Annotated in this window: 17 protein-coding genes; 11 read left to right on the forward strand and 6 right to left on the reverse strand. The window is 73.7% G+C overall.

Annotation, left to right across the window (positions count from 1 at the left end):
- Positions 1-197 precede the first annotated feature (197 nt).
- Complete coding sequence (locus AB0B66_RS24690) at positions 198-1,541, forward strand: RICIN domain-containing protein (protein WP_360534237.1); 1,344 nt, start codon at positions 198-200, stop codon at positions 1,539-1,541.
- 120 nt (positions 1,542-1,661) lie between these two features.
- On the opposite strand, the gene AB0B66_RS24695 is transcribed toward AB0B66_RS24690, so the two are convergent.
- The gene (locus AB0B66_RS24695; RefSeq protein WP_360534239.1) at positions 1,662-4,184 is read right to left on the reverse strand and encodes an ABC transporter permease; all 2,523 of its coding nucleotides are present in this window, start codon (positions 4,182-4,184) and stop codon (positions 1,662-1,664) included.
- A complete protein-coding gene (locus tag AB0B66_RS24700) occupies positions 4,184-4,981 on the reverse strand; it encodes an ABC transporter ATP-binding protein (RefSeq protein ID WP_360534241.1) in 798 nt (265 codons plus the stop codon). Before AB0B66_RS24700 ends, AB0B66_RS24695 begins: the two co-directional genes overlap by 1 nt.
- A gap of 160 nt (positions 4,982-5,141) precedes the next feature.
- On the opposite strand from AB0B66_RS24700, the gene AB0B66_RS24705 reads away from it, so the two are divergent.
- Together AB0B66_RS24705 and AB0B66_RS24710 are read left to right on the forward strand one after the other, a co-directional pair.
- Positions 5,142-6,431, forward strand: coding sequence for a histidine kinase (locus tag AB0B66_RS24705; protein ID WP_360534243.1), 1,290 nt, complete (start codon positions 5,142-5,144; stop codon positions 6,429-6,431).
- Entirely contained in the window at positions 6,428-7,099 is a 672-nt protein-coding gene (locus AB0B66_RS24710; RefSeq protein WP_360534245.1) for a response regulator transcription factor, read from the forward strand. The genes AB0B66_RS24705 and AB0B66_RS24710 overlap by 4 nt, the downstream gene beginning before the upstream one ends.
- Positions 7,100-7,150: 51 nt before the next feature.
- Here the strand turns inward: AB0B66_RS24710 and AB0B66_RS24715 are convergent, their stop codons facing one another.
- Entirely contained in the window at positions 7,151-7,354 is a 204-nt protein-coding gene (locus AB0B66_RS24715; protein ID WP_360534247.1) for a CsbD family protein, read from the reverse strand.
- Between the two features lie 212 nt (positions 7,355-7,566).
- Here AB0B66_RS24715 and AB0B66_RS24720 point away from each other — a divergent pair, with 212 nt between their 5' ends.
- On the forward strand, positions 7,567-7,842 hold the full coding sequence (locus tag AB0B66_RS24720; RefSeq protein WP_360534249.1) for a hypothetical protein: 276 nt from the start codon (positions 7,567-7,569) through the stop codon (positions 7,840-7,842).
- 54 nt (positions 7,843-7,896) lie between these two features.
- Positions 7,897-8,889 (forward strand): C45 family peptidase, encoded by a 993-nt coding sequence (locus tag AB0B66_RS24725; protein WP_360534251.1) that lies wholly within the window; start codon positions 7,897-7,899, stop codon positions 8,887-8,889.
- Position 8,890: 1 nt separating this feature from the next.
- On the opposite strand, the gene AB0B66_RS24730 is transcribed toward AB0B66_RS24725, so the two are convergent.
- Positions 8,891-9,322 carry a hypothetical protein gene (locus tag AB0B66_RS24730; RefSeq protein ID WP_360534253.1) on the reverse strand — a complete coding sequence of 144 codons (432 nt, stop codon included), beginning with the start codon at positions 9,320-9,322 and terminating at the stop codon, positions 8,891-8,893.
- Between the two features lie 79 nt (positions 9,323-9,401).
- Positions 9,402-10,031: a pyridoxamine 5'-phosphate oxidase family protein gene (locus tag AB0B66_RS24735; RefSeq protein WP_360534255.1), complete on the reverse strand. Its 630-nt coding sequence runs from the start codon at positions 10,029-10,031 to the stop codon at positions 9,402-9,404.
- 206 nt (positions 10,032-10,237) lie between these two features.
- On the opposite strand from AB0B66_RS24735, the gene AB0B66_RS24740 reads away from it, so the two are divergent.
- The 6 genes from AB0B66_RS24740 (at position 10,238) to AB0B66_RS24765 (ending at position 15,214) form a co-directional block, all read left to right on the forward strand.
- Positions 10,238-10,585: an STAS domain-containing protein gene (locus AB0B66_RS24740; RefSeq protein ID WP_360534257.1), complete on the forward strand. Its 348-nt coding sequence runs from the start codon at positions 10,238-10,240 to the stop codon at positions 10,583-10,585.
- Positions 10,582-12,012, forward strand: a complete 1,431-nt coding sequence (locus AB0B66_RS24745; protein WP_360534259.1) for a trehalose-6-phosphate synthase — start codon at positions 10,582-10,584, stop codon at positions 12,010-12,012. Before AB0B66_RS24740 ends, AB0B66_RS24745 begins: the two co-directional genes overlap by 4 nt.
- Before the next feature lie 7 nt (positions 12,013-12,019).
- Positions 12,020-12,697 (forward strand): response regulator transcription factor, encoded by a 678-nt coding sequence (locus AB0B66_RS24750; RefSeq protein ID WP_360534261.1) that lies wholly within the window; start codon positions 12,020-12,022, stop codon positions 12,695-12,697.
- The gene (locus AB0B66_RS24755) at positions 12,697-14,058 is read left to right on the forward strand and encodes a HAMP domain-containing sensor histidine kinase (protein ID WP_360534294.1); all 1,362 of its coding nucleotides are present in this window, start codon (positions 12,697-12,699) and stop codon (positions 14,056-14,058) included. Before AB0B66_RS24750 ends, AB0B66_RS24755 begins: the two co-directional genes overlap by 1 nt.
- Positions 14,059-14,120: 62 nt before the next feature.
- A complete protein-coding gene (locus tag AB0B66_RS24760; RefSeq protein WP_360534263.1) occupies positions 14,121-14,684 on the forward strand; it encodes a GerMN domain-containing protein in 564 nt (187 codons plus the stop codon).
- A gap of 26 nt (positions 14,685-14,710) precedes the next feature.
- Positions 14,711-15,214: a DsbA family protein gene (locus AB0B66_RS24765; protein ID WP_360534265.1), complete on the forward strand. Its 504-nt coding sequence runs from the start codon at positions 14,711-14,713 to the stop codon at positions 15,212-15,214.
- A 63-nt stretch (positions 15,215-15,277) separates the two neighbouring features.
- On the opposite strand, the gene nhaA is transcribed toward AB0B66_RS24765, so the two are convergent.
- Entirely contained in the window at positions 15,278-16,630 is a 1,353-nt protein-coding gene (gene nhaA / locus AB0B66_RS24770) for a Na+/H+ antiporter NhaA (protein ID WP_360534267.1), read from the reverse strand.
- Positions 16,631-16,780: the final 150 nt, after the last annotated feature.

Raw genomic sequence — 16,780 nt, forward strand, 5'->3', positions numbered from 1 at the left:
ACGTTGCCGTCGGTGTCAAGGCAAGCGTGGCCCCGGTCACGCCGTGCCGAGGGCGGCCGTGACCTTGACAGTTCTCGATGAGGGTACGGACACTGTGGAGCATCGCGTCCGGCCTACCCGGGCATGTCCGGGCGCGTTATGTTAGCGCTAACATACACGTACCTCTATGCATTGCCGACTGCGACAAGGAGCAGCACATGCTCGGCAGCATTCCGTCCCCCAGGCTGTCCCCCACCGCCCGCGCCGTCGCCGCCACCGCGGCCGTCCTGCTCGCCCTGCTCACCGGCCTGTCCGGCGCACGCCCCGCCGCCGCGGCCACGGTGACCCGCTACGTGCTCACCGCGTTCACCAACAGCAGCGAGAGCAACCTGTACGTCTACACGTCCACCAACGCGCGCGACTTCACCCTGCTGCGCGGCCCGGCGTACACCCCGCCGTCAGGTTTGATCCGCGACCCCAGCGTGCTCAAGCACAGCGACGGGCGCTACTACGTCGTCTACACCACCAACTGGACCGGCACCGAGTTCGGCATCGCGTCCAGCACCGACCTGATCAACTGGTCGTTCGTGCGCAACGTGCCGGTCGGCATCTCCGGCATCGTCAACACCTGGGCCCCCGAGTGGTTCGTCGACCCGGCCGACGGCAGCGTGAACGTCATCGTGTCGCTGAGCACCACCTCGTACGCCAACTTCCGGCCGTACCGCTTCCGGGCCCTGAACACCGCGTTCTCGTCGTGGGCGACACCGGTCGCGCTGTCGGGCATCGCGCCGAACTACATCGACACCTTCGTCGTCCGCTCCGGCAGCACCTACCACGCGTTCGCCAAGAACGAGACGACCAAGTACATCGAGCACGCCACGGCATCCGCGCTCAACGGCCCGTGGACGTTCACCGGCACCGGCAACTGGGCCGGCTGGGGCTCCGGGGTCGAAGGCCCGGCTCTGGTCCGGCAGACCGACGGCAGCTGGCGCATCTACATGGACGGGTACACCTCGGGGCACTACTACACGGCCACCAGCACCGACCTCAACAACTGGTCGACCCGCTCGGACGTGCCCGGCGGGCTGAGCGGCTTCATCCGGCACGGCACCGTGCTGTCCGAGACGATCACCACGGGTGACGCGTTCACCTCCACGGCCGTCGCCCAGCACAGCGGCAAGTGCCTCGACGTGCCCAACGGGTCCACCGCCACGGGCACCCAGCTGCGGCAGTGGCCCTGCAACGGACAGGGTGCACAGTCGTTCCGGTTCAACCCGGTCGGCGTGGACACGTACACGATCACCAACACCGCCAACGGGCTGTGCCTGGACGTCAACGGGGTGTCCACCGCCAACGGCGCGGCGATCATCCAGTGGACCTGCACCGGCACCGCCAACCAGCAGTTCACCCTGCGGCTGTCCAGCACGGGGATCTACCAGCTCGTCGCGGTACACAGCGGCAAGTGCGTCGACGTCAGCAACGCCTCCACCGCCGACGGCGCGCTCGCCATCCAGTGGACCTGCGGCACCGGCACCAACCAACGCTGGCGCCTCAACCGCTGACCCCCGTACTCCATAAACGTTGGCCTATCTCATCGAAAATCCGGGACTCGGAGTCGATGAGATAGGCCAACGTCGTTGAAAAACGGGGCGGGGCGGCGGGCGACAAGCCACCGCCGCGGGTCACTCGGTGGCGATCGCCGCCAGGATGTCGGCGCGGGCGGCGCGGCGCGCCGGCCACAGCGCGGCGAGCACCCCGACCAGCCCCATGCCCGCCAGCGCCACCACCGCGGTCGACCACGGCACCGACATGCCGAACACCGGATTCGCCAGGATGACGTACTGCATCACCCCGCCCAGCAGCACCCCGACCCCGATCCCCAGCACCCCGCCGTACAGCGAGATCACCACGCTCTCCCGCCGCACCGTGCGCCGCACCAGCGCCCGCGACGCCCCCAGCGCCCGGAACACGCCCAGCTCCCGGGTCCGCTCCAGTACCGACAGCGCCAGCGTGTTGACCACGCCGAACACCGCGATCACCACCGCCGCGCCGAGCAGCACATACACCAGACCCAACACCAGCTGGTACGGCTCCAGCAGGTCGTCGAGCAACTGCTCGCGGTCCTGCACCAGCACGTCCGGCCGGGACGCGAACGCCTTCTCCAGCGTGCCGCGCAGGCCCGCGTCCGCGCCGACGGCGTACATGACGTCGCCCTGCCGGTACACCCCCGCGGGCACCAGTGCGTCGTCGATCAGCTGCCCGCGCAGCATGTCGCTGCCCTCGTGCACGCCGACGACGGTCACCGGCACCTCGACCGGTGCGGCCTCGCCCGCCTGCCCGACGACCGGGAACCGGAGCCGGACCTGGTCGCCGGCCTGCACTCCCAGCTCGTTGGCGACCCGCGAGGCCAGCAGCACCCCCTGGCGCAGGTCGGAGCCGCCCGAGACGATCCGGGGCCGGATCGCCGTGCCGAGCGCGGCCGGGTCCAGGCTGGTGAACTCGGTGTCCTGCGACGCGCCCCGCGCCGAGACCACCTCCACCCCGCCGGATCGCGGCGCGGCCAGCGCGGTCACCCCGGGTGCCGCCTTCGCCGCGGCGCGGGCCGGGTCGTCGAGGTAGCCGTACGCCGCGGCGCGCAGCACCACCACGTTCTCGGGCACCGCCGAGCGCACCTGCTCGGTCAGGTCGTCGCTGAGCGTCTGCCCCACGGTCGCGAACGCGCACACCAGCGACAGCCCGATCATCAGCGCGGACGAGGTGGCGGCGGTGCGGCGCGGGTCGCGCACGGCGTTGCGCAGGGCGATGCGGGTGACCGGGCGGGGCGAACGCAGCAGCCGGGTCAGCGGCGCGAGCACCGCCGACACCAGGACCGGTGCGGTGAGCAGCACACCTACCCAGGCCAGCACCGCCCCGGCCATCGCCAGCATCCGCATCGGCTCGGTCAGCTCCTCCGGCCTGGTCACCGCGACCATGGCCGCCCCGCCCGCGACGGCGAGCAGGCCGAGCAGGCTGCGCAGCACCAGTGAGCGCCGCGGCACGGCCGCGTCGGTGCGCAGCGCCGCCATCGGCGACACCCGCGCCGCGCGTCGCGCCGACCCGTACGCGGCGACGACCGTCACCACGACGCCCACTCCGTAACCGAGCAGCACCGCCCACGGCGACACCACGTACGCGACGTCCCCGACCACCGGCAGCAGCCGCATCGCCAGCAGGCCGAGCCCGGCGCCGAACGCGACGCCCACCGTCGAGCCGACCAGGCCCAGCACGACGGCCTCGGTCAGCACGGCCCGGCGCACCTGGGCCCGCCGCGCGCCGACGGCCCGCAACAGCGCGAACTGCCGGGTGCGCTGGGTGACCAGCATCGTGAAGGTGTTCGCGATGACGAACACACCCGCCAGCAGCGCCACGGCGGCGAACGCCAGCAGCGCCTTGCGGATCACGTCGGCGCTGCCGGCCGCTTCCTTCTTCTGCTGCTCGCGCAGTTCGCTGCCCGAGTCGATCCAGTAGCCCGCGCCGAGTTCGGCCTGGACGGCCGCGACGACGGCCTGCTCGTCGGGCCCGGACAGCTCGACCCGCGCGAATCCCGGTTCCGCGCCGGGCGCGGCGTCGCGGTGGCGCAGCAGCCGGGTCGCGGTGTCCGCGTCGTACGCCACGGCCGGGTCGAATCCCCAGCCCGTCGCCCGGTAGGTGAACACGCCGACGACGGTGGCGGTGTCCGACCGGTCACCGCCGAGCAGCACCCGGGCGGAGTCGCCCACGGAGAGCCCGGCCTCGGTGGCCGCCTGCTGCTCCAGTGCCACCTCCCCGGCGCGCGACGGTGCCCGGCCCGCGGTGAGCGCGAACCGCTGGGAGTCGTCCCAGTCGGTGCCCGCGGTCTCCGCCCAGGACGTGGTGCCGATCTTGCCGCTGGTGCCGACCAGGGCCGCGTAACCCGCGCGGACGCCCTCGGCCCGGGTGACCCCGGGCAGCCGGGCGAGCCGGCCGACGACGTCAGGCGAGATCTCCGCGTCCTGCGGTCCCGTCGGTTTGGGCTGCACGAGCGCGGCGAGATCGGTGCGGGACGAGCCCTTGCCGACGGTGGCCGCGGCGGAGTCCGACACCACCCAGGTCGCGACCACGAAGGCCACCCCGAGCACGATCGCGGCCAGGGTCATCGCGACCCGGCCCAGGTGTGCGCGCAGGTCGCGCAGCATCGCCCGCAGCATCAGGCACCCGCCCCGACGGCCGTGCGGGCGCCGCGCGCCACCGACTCCAGCGAGCGGATCCGGTCGAGCACCCGGTCGGCGGAGGGTTCGCGCAGCTCGTCGACGATCTTCCCGTCGGCCAGGAACAGCACCCGGTCGGCGTACGAGGCCGCGACCGCGTCGTGGGTGACCATGACCACGGTCTGCGCCAGCTCGTCGACGCTGCGGCGCAGGAAGCCGAGCACCTCCGCGCCGGCCCGGGAGTCCAGGGCCCCGGTCGGCTCGTCGGCGAAGACCACGTCCGGGCGGCTGATCAGCGCGCGGGCGCAGGCGACCCGCTGCTGCTGGCCGCCGGACAGCTGCGCCGGGCGGTGGTGCAGCCGGTCGCGCAGCCCGACCGCGTCGATCACCGTATCGGCGAAACCCTGGTCGGGGCGGCGTCCGGCCAGGTCCAGCGGCAGGGTGATGTTCTCCCACGCGGTCAGCGTCGGCAGCAGGTTGAACGCCTGGAACACGAAGCCCATCCGGTCGCGGCGCAGCGCGGTCAGCGCGTCGTCGCGCAGGCCGCTCAGCTCGACCCGGTCGGCGCTGCCGTGCCGGGAGCCGTCCAGCCACACCCGGCCCGCGGTCGGGGTGTCCAGCCCGGCCAGGCAGTGCATCAGGGTGGACTTGCCGGACCCGGACGGTCCCATGATCGCGGTGAGCTCGCCGCGGCCGAAGGCCACCGTGACCGCGTCCAGCGCGGTCACCTGCGCGTCGCCCGAGCCGTACCGTTTGGTGAGTTCTTCCGCGCTCACCGCGGCGTCGAAGTTCGTCATGGCCGACACGCTGCCGCCCAGCGGCGGCCGTGCACTCGGGCAGGAGTAGATCAACACCCGCTACTTAAGTAGCAGGCGGCGAAGACGGAAGTAGTGGCCGCCGCCCGGGTGCACCTGCCTAAGCTCATCACCGGCACGGTGCGGGAACGGGAGGTGGGGCGTGGAGCACAGCGTGGCGCGGGTCCCCGGCCTGCCGTCGTGGCTGCAGCCGGGCAGCCCACTGCGCCGGTTCGCGCACTGGCTGTACCCGTTCGCGCTCGGCTGCACGGTGACGGTCTTCTCCCTGGCCACCCCGCAGCGGCCGCCGATCTACCTGTTCGAGGGCCTGCCGGGCGAGCCGCCCTGGGCGCTGACCGCGCTGATGATGCTGGTCGCGGGTGCCAGCGCGGCCCTGATCCGCCGGTCGCGCCGGCCGCTGTTCGTCGTCGCGCTGGTGACGTGGCTCTCTCTGAGCATGATGGCCGCGTTGTTCGTCGCCTCCTACTACGCGGGCGCGGGCCGTCCGGGCCGGCCGCAGAACCCCGGTCGCGCCTGGCCGTTCTTCCTGGTCGCGAGCACCCTCGTCGGGGTGCCGGTCGGCTGGAGCGCGGTGCACAGCGACCTGCTGTACGAGGGCATGACCGGCGGCGTCATCTTCGGCGGCACCCTCACCGCCCTGTTCTGGGTCGGCATGACCGTCGTGCTCCCGTTCGTCTTCGGGCTGTGGGTGCGCGCCCGCCGACAGGTCGTCGAACAGCTGCGGGAGCGGGCCGAGCGGCTCGAACGCGAGCAGCACGAGCGCGCCGAGCGGGCCCGCTCCGACGAGCGCCGCCGCATCGCCCGGGAGATGCACGACGTCGTCGCGCACCGGGTGGCGCTGATGGTGCTGCACGCCGGGGCGCTGGAGGTCAGCACCGCCGACCCGCGCACCGCCGAGGAGGCGGCGCTGATCCGCACCACCGGCCGGGAGGCGATGCAGGAACTTCGCGAGGTGCTGGGCATGCTGCGCGCACCGGACCTGACCGACGGCACCGCCCCGGAACTCGCACCCCAGCCCACGCTCGCCGATCTGGACCGGCTGCTGGACGCCAGCCGCGCGGCCGGGCTGCCGGTGCGCCTGGTCGACGTCGGGCAGCGCCAGGAGGTGTCGTTGTCCGCGCAGCGCACCGCGTACCGGGTGGTGCAGGAGGCGCTGACCAACGTGGCCAAGCACGCCGGAGCCGCGCCGACCACGGTGACGCTGCGCCACGAGCCGCACGGGCTGGTGGTCGCGGTGGAGAACGCACCGCCGCCGCACCCGGCCCCGCCGGTGCCGCAGAGCGGGCTGGGCCTGGTCGGGCTCACCGAACGAGTCGCCCTGGCCGGTGGCACCGTGCGGGCCCGGCCGCGGCTCGACGGAGGTTTCCTGCTGCACGCGCGTATCCCGGCCGACCCGCCGGAGCAGCCGGCGAGCCGGGAGGTCGCGGCGTGATCCGGGTGCTGGTCGTCGACGACGAGGCGCTGGTGCGCTCGGGGCTGCGGATGATCCTCGAAGCGGCCGGTGACATCGCCGTGGTCGCCGAGGCCCGCGACGGCGCGGAGGCCGTCGAGGCGGCCCGCCGGCACCGGCCCGAGGTCGTGCTGATGGACGTGCGTATGCCCGGCACCGACGGGCTGACCGGGGCGGCCGCGGTCGCCCGGCTGCCGGAGCCGCCCCGCGTGGTCATGCTGACCACGTTCGACCAGGACGAATACGTGCACGCCGCGCTGCGTGCCGGGGCGGTCGGCTTCCTGCTCAAGGACACCCCGCCGCGTGACCTGGCGGAGGCGGTGCGCACCGTGGCGGCCGGCAACGCGATGCTCGCCCCCACGGTCACCCGCCGCCTGATCAGCTCGTTCGCCGAGCGCGGCCCGTCGGTGGCCGACCAGGCCAGGGCACGCCTGGCGGTGCTGACCGACCGGGAGCGCGACGTGGTGCGCGCGGTCGCCCGCGGCCTGTCGAACGCCGACATCGCCCGCGAGCTGGACATGGCCGAGACGACGGTGAAGGCCCACGTGAGCCGGGCGCTGGCCAAGCTGGGCCTGACCAACCGGGTGCAGGCCGCGATCCTGGTCCACGACGCCCGCCTGGACGGCGGCACCGGCGCCCCTGCGGCCTGACGCCCACGGCGGCGGGCCGGCCCCGGGTAGGGACCGGCCCGCGTACCGCCGTCAGTTCCTGGTGTCGTCGCGGTCGTCGTCGCGGCCGCGCACCGCGTCTCGCACGTCGTCGGCGGCCATGGCCGCCTTCGCCTTGGCCTGCTCGGCGATGCCCTCGGCCTGGAGGCTGTGGTTGTCGGTCGCGTCGCCGACGTGCTCCTTCACCTTGCCCTTGAGGTTCTGCAGGTGGTGCTTGGCAGAGTCGACCGTTCCCATCGGTTCATCCCTTCCGTCGCTGCTCGTGCCCTGCTGGACTGCCCGGCGTACGGCGGCGGCAAACCCCGGCGCGATCCCGGCCACATCGCCAGGTCCGGGCCGGAGCCGAAACGTGAGGTACGCGACTGCGGGGAAGTAATAACGGCCCGCTCACGTTTCTCGTTGGTGCGGTGAGGACATGACTCGCTCGGCGGCTTCGGGAGGGCGGAACCATGACGGCGGCGGACGTGATGCTCGGCGGCGCGCTGGCCGGGGCATACCTGCTGCTGCTCGCCCTGCGCCGGCGGGCTTCCGCCCGGCAGCGCCGGATCGAGCGGACTCCGTCCGCGGCGCGGCTGCCCGCGCGGGCCTTCATTCGGGGCGCGAGCCGTCCGGTCCGGGTGCTGCGCACCGGCCTGCGCCACCACGCCGACCGGGTGCTGCTGCCCCCGCGCCGCGCCCGGCGACGGCTGCCGATGCGCCCCGCCAACCGCAACGCCCTGGCCTGAGGCGCGACCGTCCGGACCCTGTCCCATCGACGTGGGTCGTGCGACCGTGGACCCATGCGACGGTTCGGGTTCGTCCTCCTGCTCGTCCTGACATCCTGCACGCCCGCAAGCTCCCCCGCGCCCGCGCCGTCGGCCGGGGGCACGGCGTCGCGGCAGTCGGCGGCCGAGGCCGAGGCGACACTGGCCAGCCTGCGCCGCATCGACGACCTGCCGTTGTACGAGATGACCTACACCGGCGACTACGAGACCGCCGCGTCCGGCCCGGCGCCGACGGCCGCCGCCGCCCCGTTCGGGTGCTCGCTGTTCGCCGCGCTCGGCGACAGGTCGCGCCCGGTCTTCGGGCGCAACTTCGACTGGGACCCCAACCCCGCGCTGGTGCTGCGGGCCGACCCGCCCGACGGGCACGCCTCGATCTCCCTGGTGGACCTGCGTTACCTCGGCTTCTCGGCGGCCGACGACCCGCGCGGCGACCGCCGCCTGCTCGACGCGCCGCTGCTGCCGTTCGACGGGCTGAACGAGCGCGGTCTCGCCGTGGGCATGGCCGCCGACGAGAGCGCGCACTCCACGCCCGATCCGGGCAAACCGACCGTGGGCAGCGTACGCATCCTGCGGCTGGTGCTGGACCAGGCCGCCACGGTCGACGAGGCGCTCGCGATCTTCGCCCGGCACAACCTCGACTTCACCGGGGGTCCGCCGCTGCACTACCTGCTCGCGGACGCGTCCGGCGCGTCGGCGCTGGTCGAGTACACCGACGGCCACCAGCGGGTCGAGCGCGGCACCGCCCCATGGCGGGCGCTGACGAACGTACCGCTGGCCGGGGTCGGGGAGGAGGAACGGCGCCACGATCGGCGCTACCGGGTGCTCGCCGACGCGCTCAGCGCCTCCGGCGGCACGGTGACCGAGGCCGGCGCGATGGACCTGCTGCGCTCGGTGGCGCAGCCGCACACCCGGTGGTCGGTGACCTACGACCTGGCCACCGGGCAGGTCCGGGTGGTGGCCGGGCAGCGCTGGCAGACCGTGTACGGCTTCCGGCAGCCGGTCGGCTGACTCAGTCGCGGGGCGTGCTCGGGCGCGGGATGGGCCGCAGGAACGGCTGGCGCTGGTTGCGCAGCACCTCGGGCACCAGCCAGGTCGCGCCGCTGGCCAGCACCGTCAGCATGAGCGGCACGGCCAGGTACGGGATGCCGGACAGCAGCACCACCAGCCCGCCTCCGACGAGGTACGCGGCGATCGCGCCGAAGCGGCGCTGCCGGACCTCGGGCGGCTCGCCGCGTTCGAGGACCCACCAGGCCGGCGGCGCGGCGCGGCGGCGGCGGATCTCGGACTGCACGGCGCGGTTGGCCGCCTCCCACACGTTGCGGCGGTAGTCGTAGTCCTCGGCGTCGAAGTCGGCCGGGAAGTGCCTGCGCAGCACGATCAGCCGCAGATACAGCGTCTCGTCGGGCACCTGGCGCAGGTCGTGAAGTTGCAGGCCGGACATGTCCGACACCTCCCGTTCGAGGATCGGCCCTGACGCTACCTGCCTGATCACCCGGCCGACATCACCCGCCGGGCGTACCTCAACCCTTGTAGATCGACTCCTCGTAACCGGGCCCGTAGTAGGCCTCCAGCTCCTCGACGGACTTGGTCGAGCCCTCCAGGGACCGCATGATCTGCGGTCGCGACGGGGCCGTCTCCGGCTGCCAGGTCTCTGGCTTCCACAACGACGAGCGCAGGAACGACTTCGAACAGTGGTAGAACACCTCGTCGATCGAGACGATCACGGCAAGCTGCGGGCGGTGACCCTTGACCACCATGTCGTCGAAGAACGGCGCGTCGGACACCAGCTCCGCGCGGCCGTTGATGCGCAGCGTGTCGGTCCGGCCGGGGACCACGTAGAGCAGGCCGATATGCGGGTTGGCCAGGATGTTGAAGAACCCGTCGGCCCGCCGGTTGCCCGGCCGCTCCGGGATGGCGATCGTGGTGTCGTCGAGCACCAGCGTGAACCCGGCCGGGTCGCCCTTGGGCGACACGTCGCAGCTGCCGTCGGCGTGCGAGGTCGCCATCAGGCAGAACCGGGCCGCGGCCAGCCAGGCCCGGTCGTGCTCGTGCAGGCTGGTGCGGGTCTTGCCGGCCGCCGCCGCCGTGGGCTCCCCCAGCAGCGCGCGGAGCTGCTCCGGCGCGGTGATCCGATGCGGACGCTCGCTCATGAACAGGCCCTCCCCGTCGGTGTTTCGCATCAGCAGCCTACTGCGAGCAGGTCCGCAGGCCCGTCCCTCCGGTCCGGCCGGTCCCCGGACGGGCATGACCCCGGACGCTGACACGAAACGGCGGAACTGTCACACAACTGTCATGGTTCCGCCGGATGATCGCCGTACCGGCGGGTAAGGCTCGGAGTCCATCCAGGGAGGTGACGGTGGACGACGTGGTCCCCGCCGGCGCGATGCAGGTCGTGCCGTTGGTCGAGGTGCAGGTGCGCGGTGATCTGGACGTGCGGTCCGCGCCGAGCGTGAACGACGTGCTGGAGGAGGCGCTGGCGCTGCGTCCGCGCCAACTCGTCATCGATCTCGCCGACTGCGAGCTGATCGACGCGGCCGGCATCCTGCTGCTGCTGGACACCCACCGCCGGGCCATGCGCGACGGCGGCACCGTGGCGCTGCGGTCGCCGTCCGCGCGGGCGCGGCGCAACCTCAAACTTGCCCGCGTCGACCGGGTGCTGCAGGTGCTGACCGCGGACCCCGACCCGCAGCAGGTGCTGCCGTGAGCCGCGGGCGACGGTACGGCCTGGTGATGGCCGTGGACCGCCTGCCCGCCGCCGATCCCGACGACAGCCGCGACCAGGTCGACGCCGCGCTGGCGTCGCTGCGGCCGCTCGTCGCGGCGTCGTCCGGGGCATGGGCCGCGGCCGGCGGCGACGGCTGCGCGCTCCCGCCCGCGCGGGCCGGGGCCGCCGCGCTCGGCGCGAGCCTGCTCCGCTCGCTCTGCCACCACCAGCCCGGTGACTTCCCGAGCGGCTGGTTCGACAGCTACCTGACGGTCAACCGCCGGGTCGCCGCCGCCGTGGCCGCGTCGGCGTCGGCCTCGGCGACGGTGTGGACCCACGGCCACCAGCTCCAGCTGCTGCCGCGGGTGCTGCGCCGGATGCGCCCCGACCTGGCCGTCGTCATGCACCTGCACACCACGTTCCCGCCCGCGGAGTCGTTCGCGCGGCTGCCCGAGCACCGGGCGCTGCTGTCGGGGCTACTCGGCGCGGACGTGATCGCGCTGCCGCACCAGCGCGCCGTGGACAACCTGCTGGACCTCGCCGACCGGGTGCACGGCCTGCCGGTGCGCGAGGGCCGCATCACGCTAGGCCACCGGGGCGTACGCGTCATCGCGTACCCGCTGCCGGCCGACACCGCAGGAGCCCGGCGGTTGGCCGGACTGGCCCCGGTGCGCGCGGCGGGCGGGCGGATCCGCGCCGCGATGCGGGTGACCGGAACCGTGCTGCTGTCGGTCGCGGGCTGGGATCCCGCCGACGCCGTCGAGCAGCGCCTGCACGCCTTCGAGCGTTTCCTCGCCGAACGCCGGCCCGCCCTCGGCGAGGTCGCGCTGCTGCACGTGGCCTGCGGGGATCCGCGCACCCCGGCCGAGGACGCGCAGCGTGAACGGGTCGACCGGCTGATCGCGAAGATCAATGGTACGCACGCCGGTGTCGGGCAGGCGGTCGTGCACTACGTACGCGCCGAGCCCGACCGCCGCGACCTGGCCGCGCTGTACCTGGCCTGCGACGGGATCCTGGTCACGCCGACCCACCATGGCACGGTCGCCGCCGCGCACGAGTTCATCGCGGCCCGCGGCGAACTCGGCGCGTCCGTCGTAGTCAGCGAGCTGACCTGCGGCGTCGCCGACCTGCCGGGGGCGATCGCGGTCAACCCGCACGACACGGGCGCGTTCGCCGACGCCATCGCCTCGGCCACCGGCCGCCACGGCCCGGCCCCGCGGGCCCGCCACGCCGACACCCCGCCGACGCTGGACAGCTGGGCCGAACACCTGATGACGCTGGTAGGAGCGCGCACCGGCGGACAGGCGGCGACCCCGGAGCGCCGCACCCGGCGGCTGTCCGGCGGCGCGCACACCCGGCACACCCGGCCCGGCGGCTACGAGGTCGGCGGCCCGCCACTGGCCGTACGCCGGGTTTCTGGGCGATGATGCGGCGATGGTCGCTGTACTGGTCATCGAAGACGACGACCGCATCCGCCTGTCGCTGACGCTGGCGCTGGAGGACGAGGGTTACACGGTCTCGGCCGCCGCCACGGCCGAGGAGGGGCTCGTCCGCCAGCGCCGCGAACCCGCGGACACGGTGCTCGTGGACCTGATGCTGCCCGGCATCGACGGGTTCGAGTGCATCCGGGAGCTGCGCCGCGCCGACGACGTGCCGATCGTGGTGGTCAGCGCCCGCGACGACACGCACGACATCGTCGCCGCGCTGGAAGCCGGCGCCGACGACTACGTCGTGAAGCCGATCGCGGTCAAGGAACTCACCGCGCGGCTGCGGGCGCTGCGGCGACGAGCCCGCGCCGCCACCGCGACCGGCCCGCGCACCTCCGTGATCGGCGAGCTGGAGATCCGCCCCCAGGCCGGGGAGGTGCTGCTGCGCGGCAACCAGCTCGCGCTGACCCGCACCGAGTTCCGGCTGCTGTGCGAACTGGCCGAGCACGCCGGGCAGGTGCTGTCGCGCCAGCAGCTGCTGGAGCGGGTGTGGGAGTACGACTTCGGCGACGAGCGGCTCGTCGACGTGCACGTCGGACGCCTGCGCCAGAAGGTCGAGGACGACCCCGGCGCACCGGCCCGCCTGGTGACCGTCCGCGGCCTCGGCTACAAGCTCCAGCGATGATCCGCAGACCGGGGCTGCGCGCGCGGGTGACGGCGGGCTTCGCCGTCGGGGCGCTGGGCGTGTCCACCGTCATGGGCGCGCTGTCCTACCAGCTCACCGAGCGCTTCCTGCTGGCACAGCGGGAGGACTCGGCGGTGCGCGCCGTGGCGCTGGACGCCGCGATCGTCGCGTCCGGTCTCGACGACGACAGCCCCGACGCGCTGACCGCGCTCAGCGCCCTGAACACCGGCGCGGACCGGCGCGCCTTCCTGCGCCGGGGCAGCCGCTGGTTCTCCGCCCAGGTGGACACCGCCAACACCGCCGCCGAGATCCCCGACGGCCTGGTCCGCCTGGTTGAACGGGGCGAGCCCGGCATCCAGCGGGTACGCGTCGACGGCGTGCCCGCCATGGTCATCGCCGTGCCGCTCGACGACGGCACGGCCCTCTACGAGGTCGACTTCATGCGCGAGCTGGACCGGTCGCTGAAGGTGCTCGCGCTGGTGCTGACCCTGGTCGCGGTCGGCACCACGGGGGCCGGGGCGCTGCTGGGCTCGTACGCGTCCCGGCGGGTGCTGCGACCGCTCACCACGGTCGCCAACGCCGCCAGCGAGATCGCCGCCGGGGACCACAGCGCCCGGCTCGACCCCGCCGCCGAGCCCGAGCTGGCCCGGCTGACCACCTCGTTCAACCTGATGGTCGACCAGCTGTCGCGGCGCATGGAGCGCGACCGCCGGTTCGCCGCCGATGTGAGCCACGAGCTGCGCTCGCCGCTGCAGACCCTGTCCGCCGCCGCCAGCGTGCTGGCCCGCCGCCGCGCCCACCTCGATCCGCGTACGGCGACCGCCGCGGCGCTGCTCACCGAGGAGGTCGAGCGCTTCCAAGACCTGGTCACGGACCTGATCGAGCTGTCCCGCAGCGACCAGGCCGCCGACCGCACCTCGGTCGACGTGCCCGCGCTGGCGCGCCGCCTGTGCCGGGCCCGCGGCCTGAGCGTGAACCTGGTGTCGATCGCCCAGGGCAGCGACGCGATCTGGCAGGTGGACCGCCGACGCTTCGAGCAGATCCTGGTCAACCTCATCGACAACGCGCAGCGCCACGGCGGCGGCGCGGTCGCCGTGCGCCTGGGCGGCCGCCGGATGCTCGGGTACTACGTCGAGGTCGACGACGAGGGCCCAGGGGTCAGCCCAGCCGACCGGGAGTCGATCTTCGACCGGTTCGTACGCGGCCGGACCGCCGGAGCCCGCGGCGACAGCGAAGGCACCGGCCTCGGCCTGTCCCTGGTCGCCCAGCACGTGCAGGCGCACGGCGGCCGTGTGCACGTGACCGACCGCCCCGGCGGCGGCGCCCGCTTCCGCATCGACCTGCCGAAGGTGGCCCAGTGACCCCGCGTCCATCACCGTCCCGGCCTGCCCGGCGGCCGCTGCCGGGACTGTCCTCCGGGCGCGTGCTCCGATCCGCGCTGGTGTTGCCGTCGCTGCTGGTGCTGCTCGCCGCCGGGTGCGGGGTGCCGGTCGAGGACACCCCGCGCGTGATCGAGGTGGGCACGCCGTCCCGGGCGGCGACGGGCGCGCCCTCGGCCGCCGCGTCCGGGCCCGCCGCGGAGAGCCTGTACCTCATCAGGGACGGCTCGCTGGTCCCGGTGCAGCGCCGGCTGGCCGCCGAACCTGACCCGCAGCGCCTGCTCGGCGACCTGCTGGCCGGGCCGACCGAGGCGGAGCAGGACCGCGGCCTGGGCACCGCGCTCGGCGGGCGCGACGTCGTCGCGTCGGTGCGGCTGATCGACGGTGTCGCGCACGTCGAGCTGCCCGCGGGCATCGAGAACACCGGCCGCAACGACGACGTGCTCGCCTTCGGGCAGATCGTGTGCACGCTGACCAGCCGCCGCGACGTCACCGGCGTGGTGTTCACCCGGCAGGGCGCGCGGATCGGGGTGCCCCTGCCCGACGCCTCGCTGAGCCAGGACCCGCTGCGCGCCGCCGACTACGCCGCGCTGATCGCCAACGGCTGAGCACCCCGGGCAACTACGCTGCAAGGGTGACCGAGTCCGGCGCGGTGGACCTCGACCGGCACGTCTACGGGGCGGCCGACGCCCCGATGACGCTGGTGGAGTACGGCGACTTCGAGTGCCCGTACTGCGGCGCGGCCGCGCCGGTGCTGCGCCGCCTGATCGACGAGTCGGACGGCGTGGTGCGGCTGGTCTACCGGCACTTCCCGCTGTTCACGGTGCACCCGTTCGCGCTGACCGCGGCGCTGGCCGCCGAGGCCTCCGGCGACCGCTTCTGGGAGATGCACGACCTGCTGTTCGCCCACCAGAGCCGGCTCACCGACCCCGACCTGGAGAACTACGCGCAGATGCTCGACCTGGACTCGGTGACCGGCGAGGCGGCCCAGCCGTACCGGCCCGCCGTCGAGACCGACTACCGCTCCGGTGTCACCGCCGGCGTCCGCGGCACCCCGACCCTCTTCGCCGACGGCAACCTCTACCAGGGCAAGGTCGAACTCGCCGCCCTCCGCAGCTCCCTAGGCCTGCGCCACTGACCGAAGCGAAGGAAGGGCACCTTCTACACGGACGTCCGTTAAGAAGGTGCCCTTCCTTCGCTTTCAGCGTTCGCTGAGGGTGGGGTCGCGCCAGGGGCCGGTGGGGAGTTCGGGCATGCCCTCGGAGTCGTCGACGGTGCACAGGGGCAGGCGCTCGCCGAGGCAGCGCAGGGCGACAGAGCCGAGCACGGCCGCCAGCAGCGAGCCGGCCAGTACGCCGATCTTGGCTTCGGCCTGCAGGAGCGGGTCCTTGAAGGCCAGGTCGGCGATGAACAGGGAGATGGTGAAGCCGATGCCGGCCAGCACCGCGCCGCCGATGAGATGCCCGTAGCGCACCCGGCCGGGCAGCTCGCCCCAGCCGGTGCGCAGGGCCAACGCCGCGCCGAGGCTGATGCCGATGGTCTTGCCCGCGACCAGCGCCACCACGATGCCGATGGTCACCGGCGACGTGGCCGCCCGGCGCAGCGTCTCGGCGTCCAGCCGCACACCCGCGTTGGCCAGGCCGAACACCGGGATCACCAGGAACGCGCTGACCGGGTGCAGCGCGTCCTGCAACCGGTCGTTGGGCGGCACTGTGGCCCGCGCCGCGGCGGCCGCCAGCCGGGCCCGGACAGCGTCGGCGCGCTCGATCACCGCCCGGCCGTAGAAGCGCAGCCGGTCGACCTGCTCCGGCTCCACGGGCGTGGCCGGCACGAGCAGCCCGACGATCACCCCGGCGAGCGTCGGGTGCAGGCCGGAGGCGAACACGGCCACCCACAGCAGCAGGCCGACGACGACGTATGCCTGCAACTGCCAGACCCGCGCCCAGCGCAGCCCGACCAGCACCAGGGTCAGCACCAGCACCGCCACCAGCGCGAGCGCCGACACTCCGCCGGTGTAGAAGATCGCCATCACCGCGATCGCGGCGATGTCGTCGGCGATGGCCAGCGTCAGCAGGAACAGCCGCAGCTGGTCCGGGCAGCGCGGCCCGAACAGGGCGAGGACCCCGACGACGAACGCGGTGTCGGTCGAGATCGGAATGCCCCAGCCGTGCAGTGCCGGCGGCGACGGGTTGAACGCCAGATAGATCAGCGCCGGCATGATCACGCCGCCTAGCGCGCCCAGCACCGGCGCCAGCACGGCCCGGGGGCGGCGCAGCTCCCCGACCGTCAGCTCGCGGCTGATCTCCAGGCCGACGGTGAGGAAGAACAGCGCCATCGCCAGGTCGTTGACCCAGTGCCGCAGATCGAGGTCGATGCCGATGTCGCCGATCCGGACCGAGGCCTGGGTGTGCCAGAACTGCTCGTAGCCGCCGCCGGGCAGGTTGGCCCAGATCAGCGCCAGCACCGTCGCGATGAGCAGCAGCAGGCCGCCGCCGGCCTCGGTGGCCAGGAAGCGCTGCAGCGGGTACGACACGTGCGGCACCGGAATGTGCACCCGCGGACGAGGACCGGGCCGCGGCGGCCTCGGCTCGGTGTTCTGCGCGCTCACCGCGCCCCATCCGCGTGTTTCGTCACGCTTCCCATGATCTCGCGCACGGGCGCTGCGGCCTGGCCGTTTCCCGGACCTGAACCACTCCGCCGCCCC

The organism is Catellatospora sp. NPDC049111 (assembly GCF_040648615.1).
Taxonomy (GTDB): Bacteria; Actinomycetota; Actinomycetes; order Mycobacteriales; family Micromonosporaceae; genus Catellatospora; species Catellatospora aurea.

What these genes read in the sequence shown, in the direction of transcription:
- AB0B66_RS24725 (WP_360534251.1), top strand. Translation starts at nt 7,897, where the DNA reads ATGCGACGGTTCGGGTTCGTCCTCCTGCTCGTCCTGACATCCTGCACG.
- AB0B66_RS24695 (WP_360534239.1), bottom strand. Translation starts at nt 4,184, where the DNA reads ATGCTGCGGGCGATGCTGCGCGACCTGCGCGCACACCTGGGCCGGGTC.
- AB0B66_RS24715 (WP_360534247.1), bottom strand. Translation starts at nt 7,354, where the DNA reads ATGGGAACGGTCGACTCTGCCAAGCACCACCTGCAGAACCTCAAGGGC.
- AB0B66_RS24735 (WP_360534255.1), bottom strand. Translation starts at nt 10,031, where the DNA reads ATGAGCGAGCGTCCGCATCGGATCACCGCGCCGGAGCAGCTCCGCGCG.
- AB0B66_RS24730 (WP_360534253.1), bottom strand. Translation starts at nt 9,322, where the DNA reads ATGTCCGGCCTGCAACTTCACGACCTGCGCCAGGTGCCCGACGAGACG.
- AB0B66_RS24750 (WP_360534261.1), top strand. Translation starts at nt 12,020, where the DNA reads ATGGTCGCTGTACTGGTCATCGAAGACGACGACCGCATCCGCCTGTCG.
- AB0B66_RS24690 (WP_360534237.1), top strand. Translation starts at nt 198, where the DNA reads ATGCTCGGCAGCATTCCGTCCCCCAGGCTGTCCCCCACCGCCCGCGCC.
- AB0B66_RS24720 (WP_360534249.1), top strand. Translation starts at nt 7,567, where the DNA reads ATGACGGCGGCGGACGTGATGCTCGGCGGCGCGCTGGCCGGGGCATAC.
- AB0B66_RS24700 (WP_360534241.1), bottom strand. Translation starts at nt 4,981, where the DNA reads ATGACGAACTTCGACGCCGCGGTGAGCGCGGAAGAACTCACCAAACGG.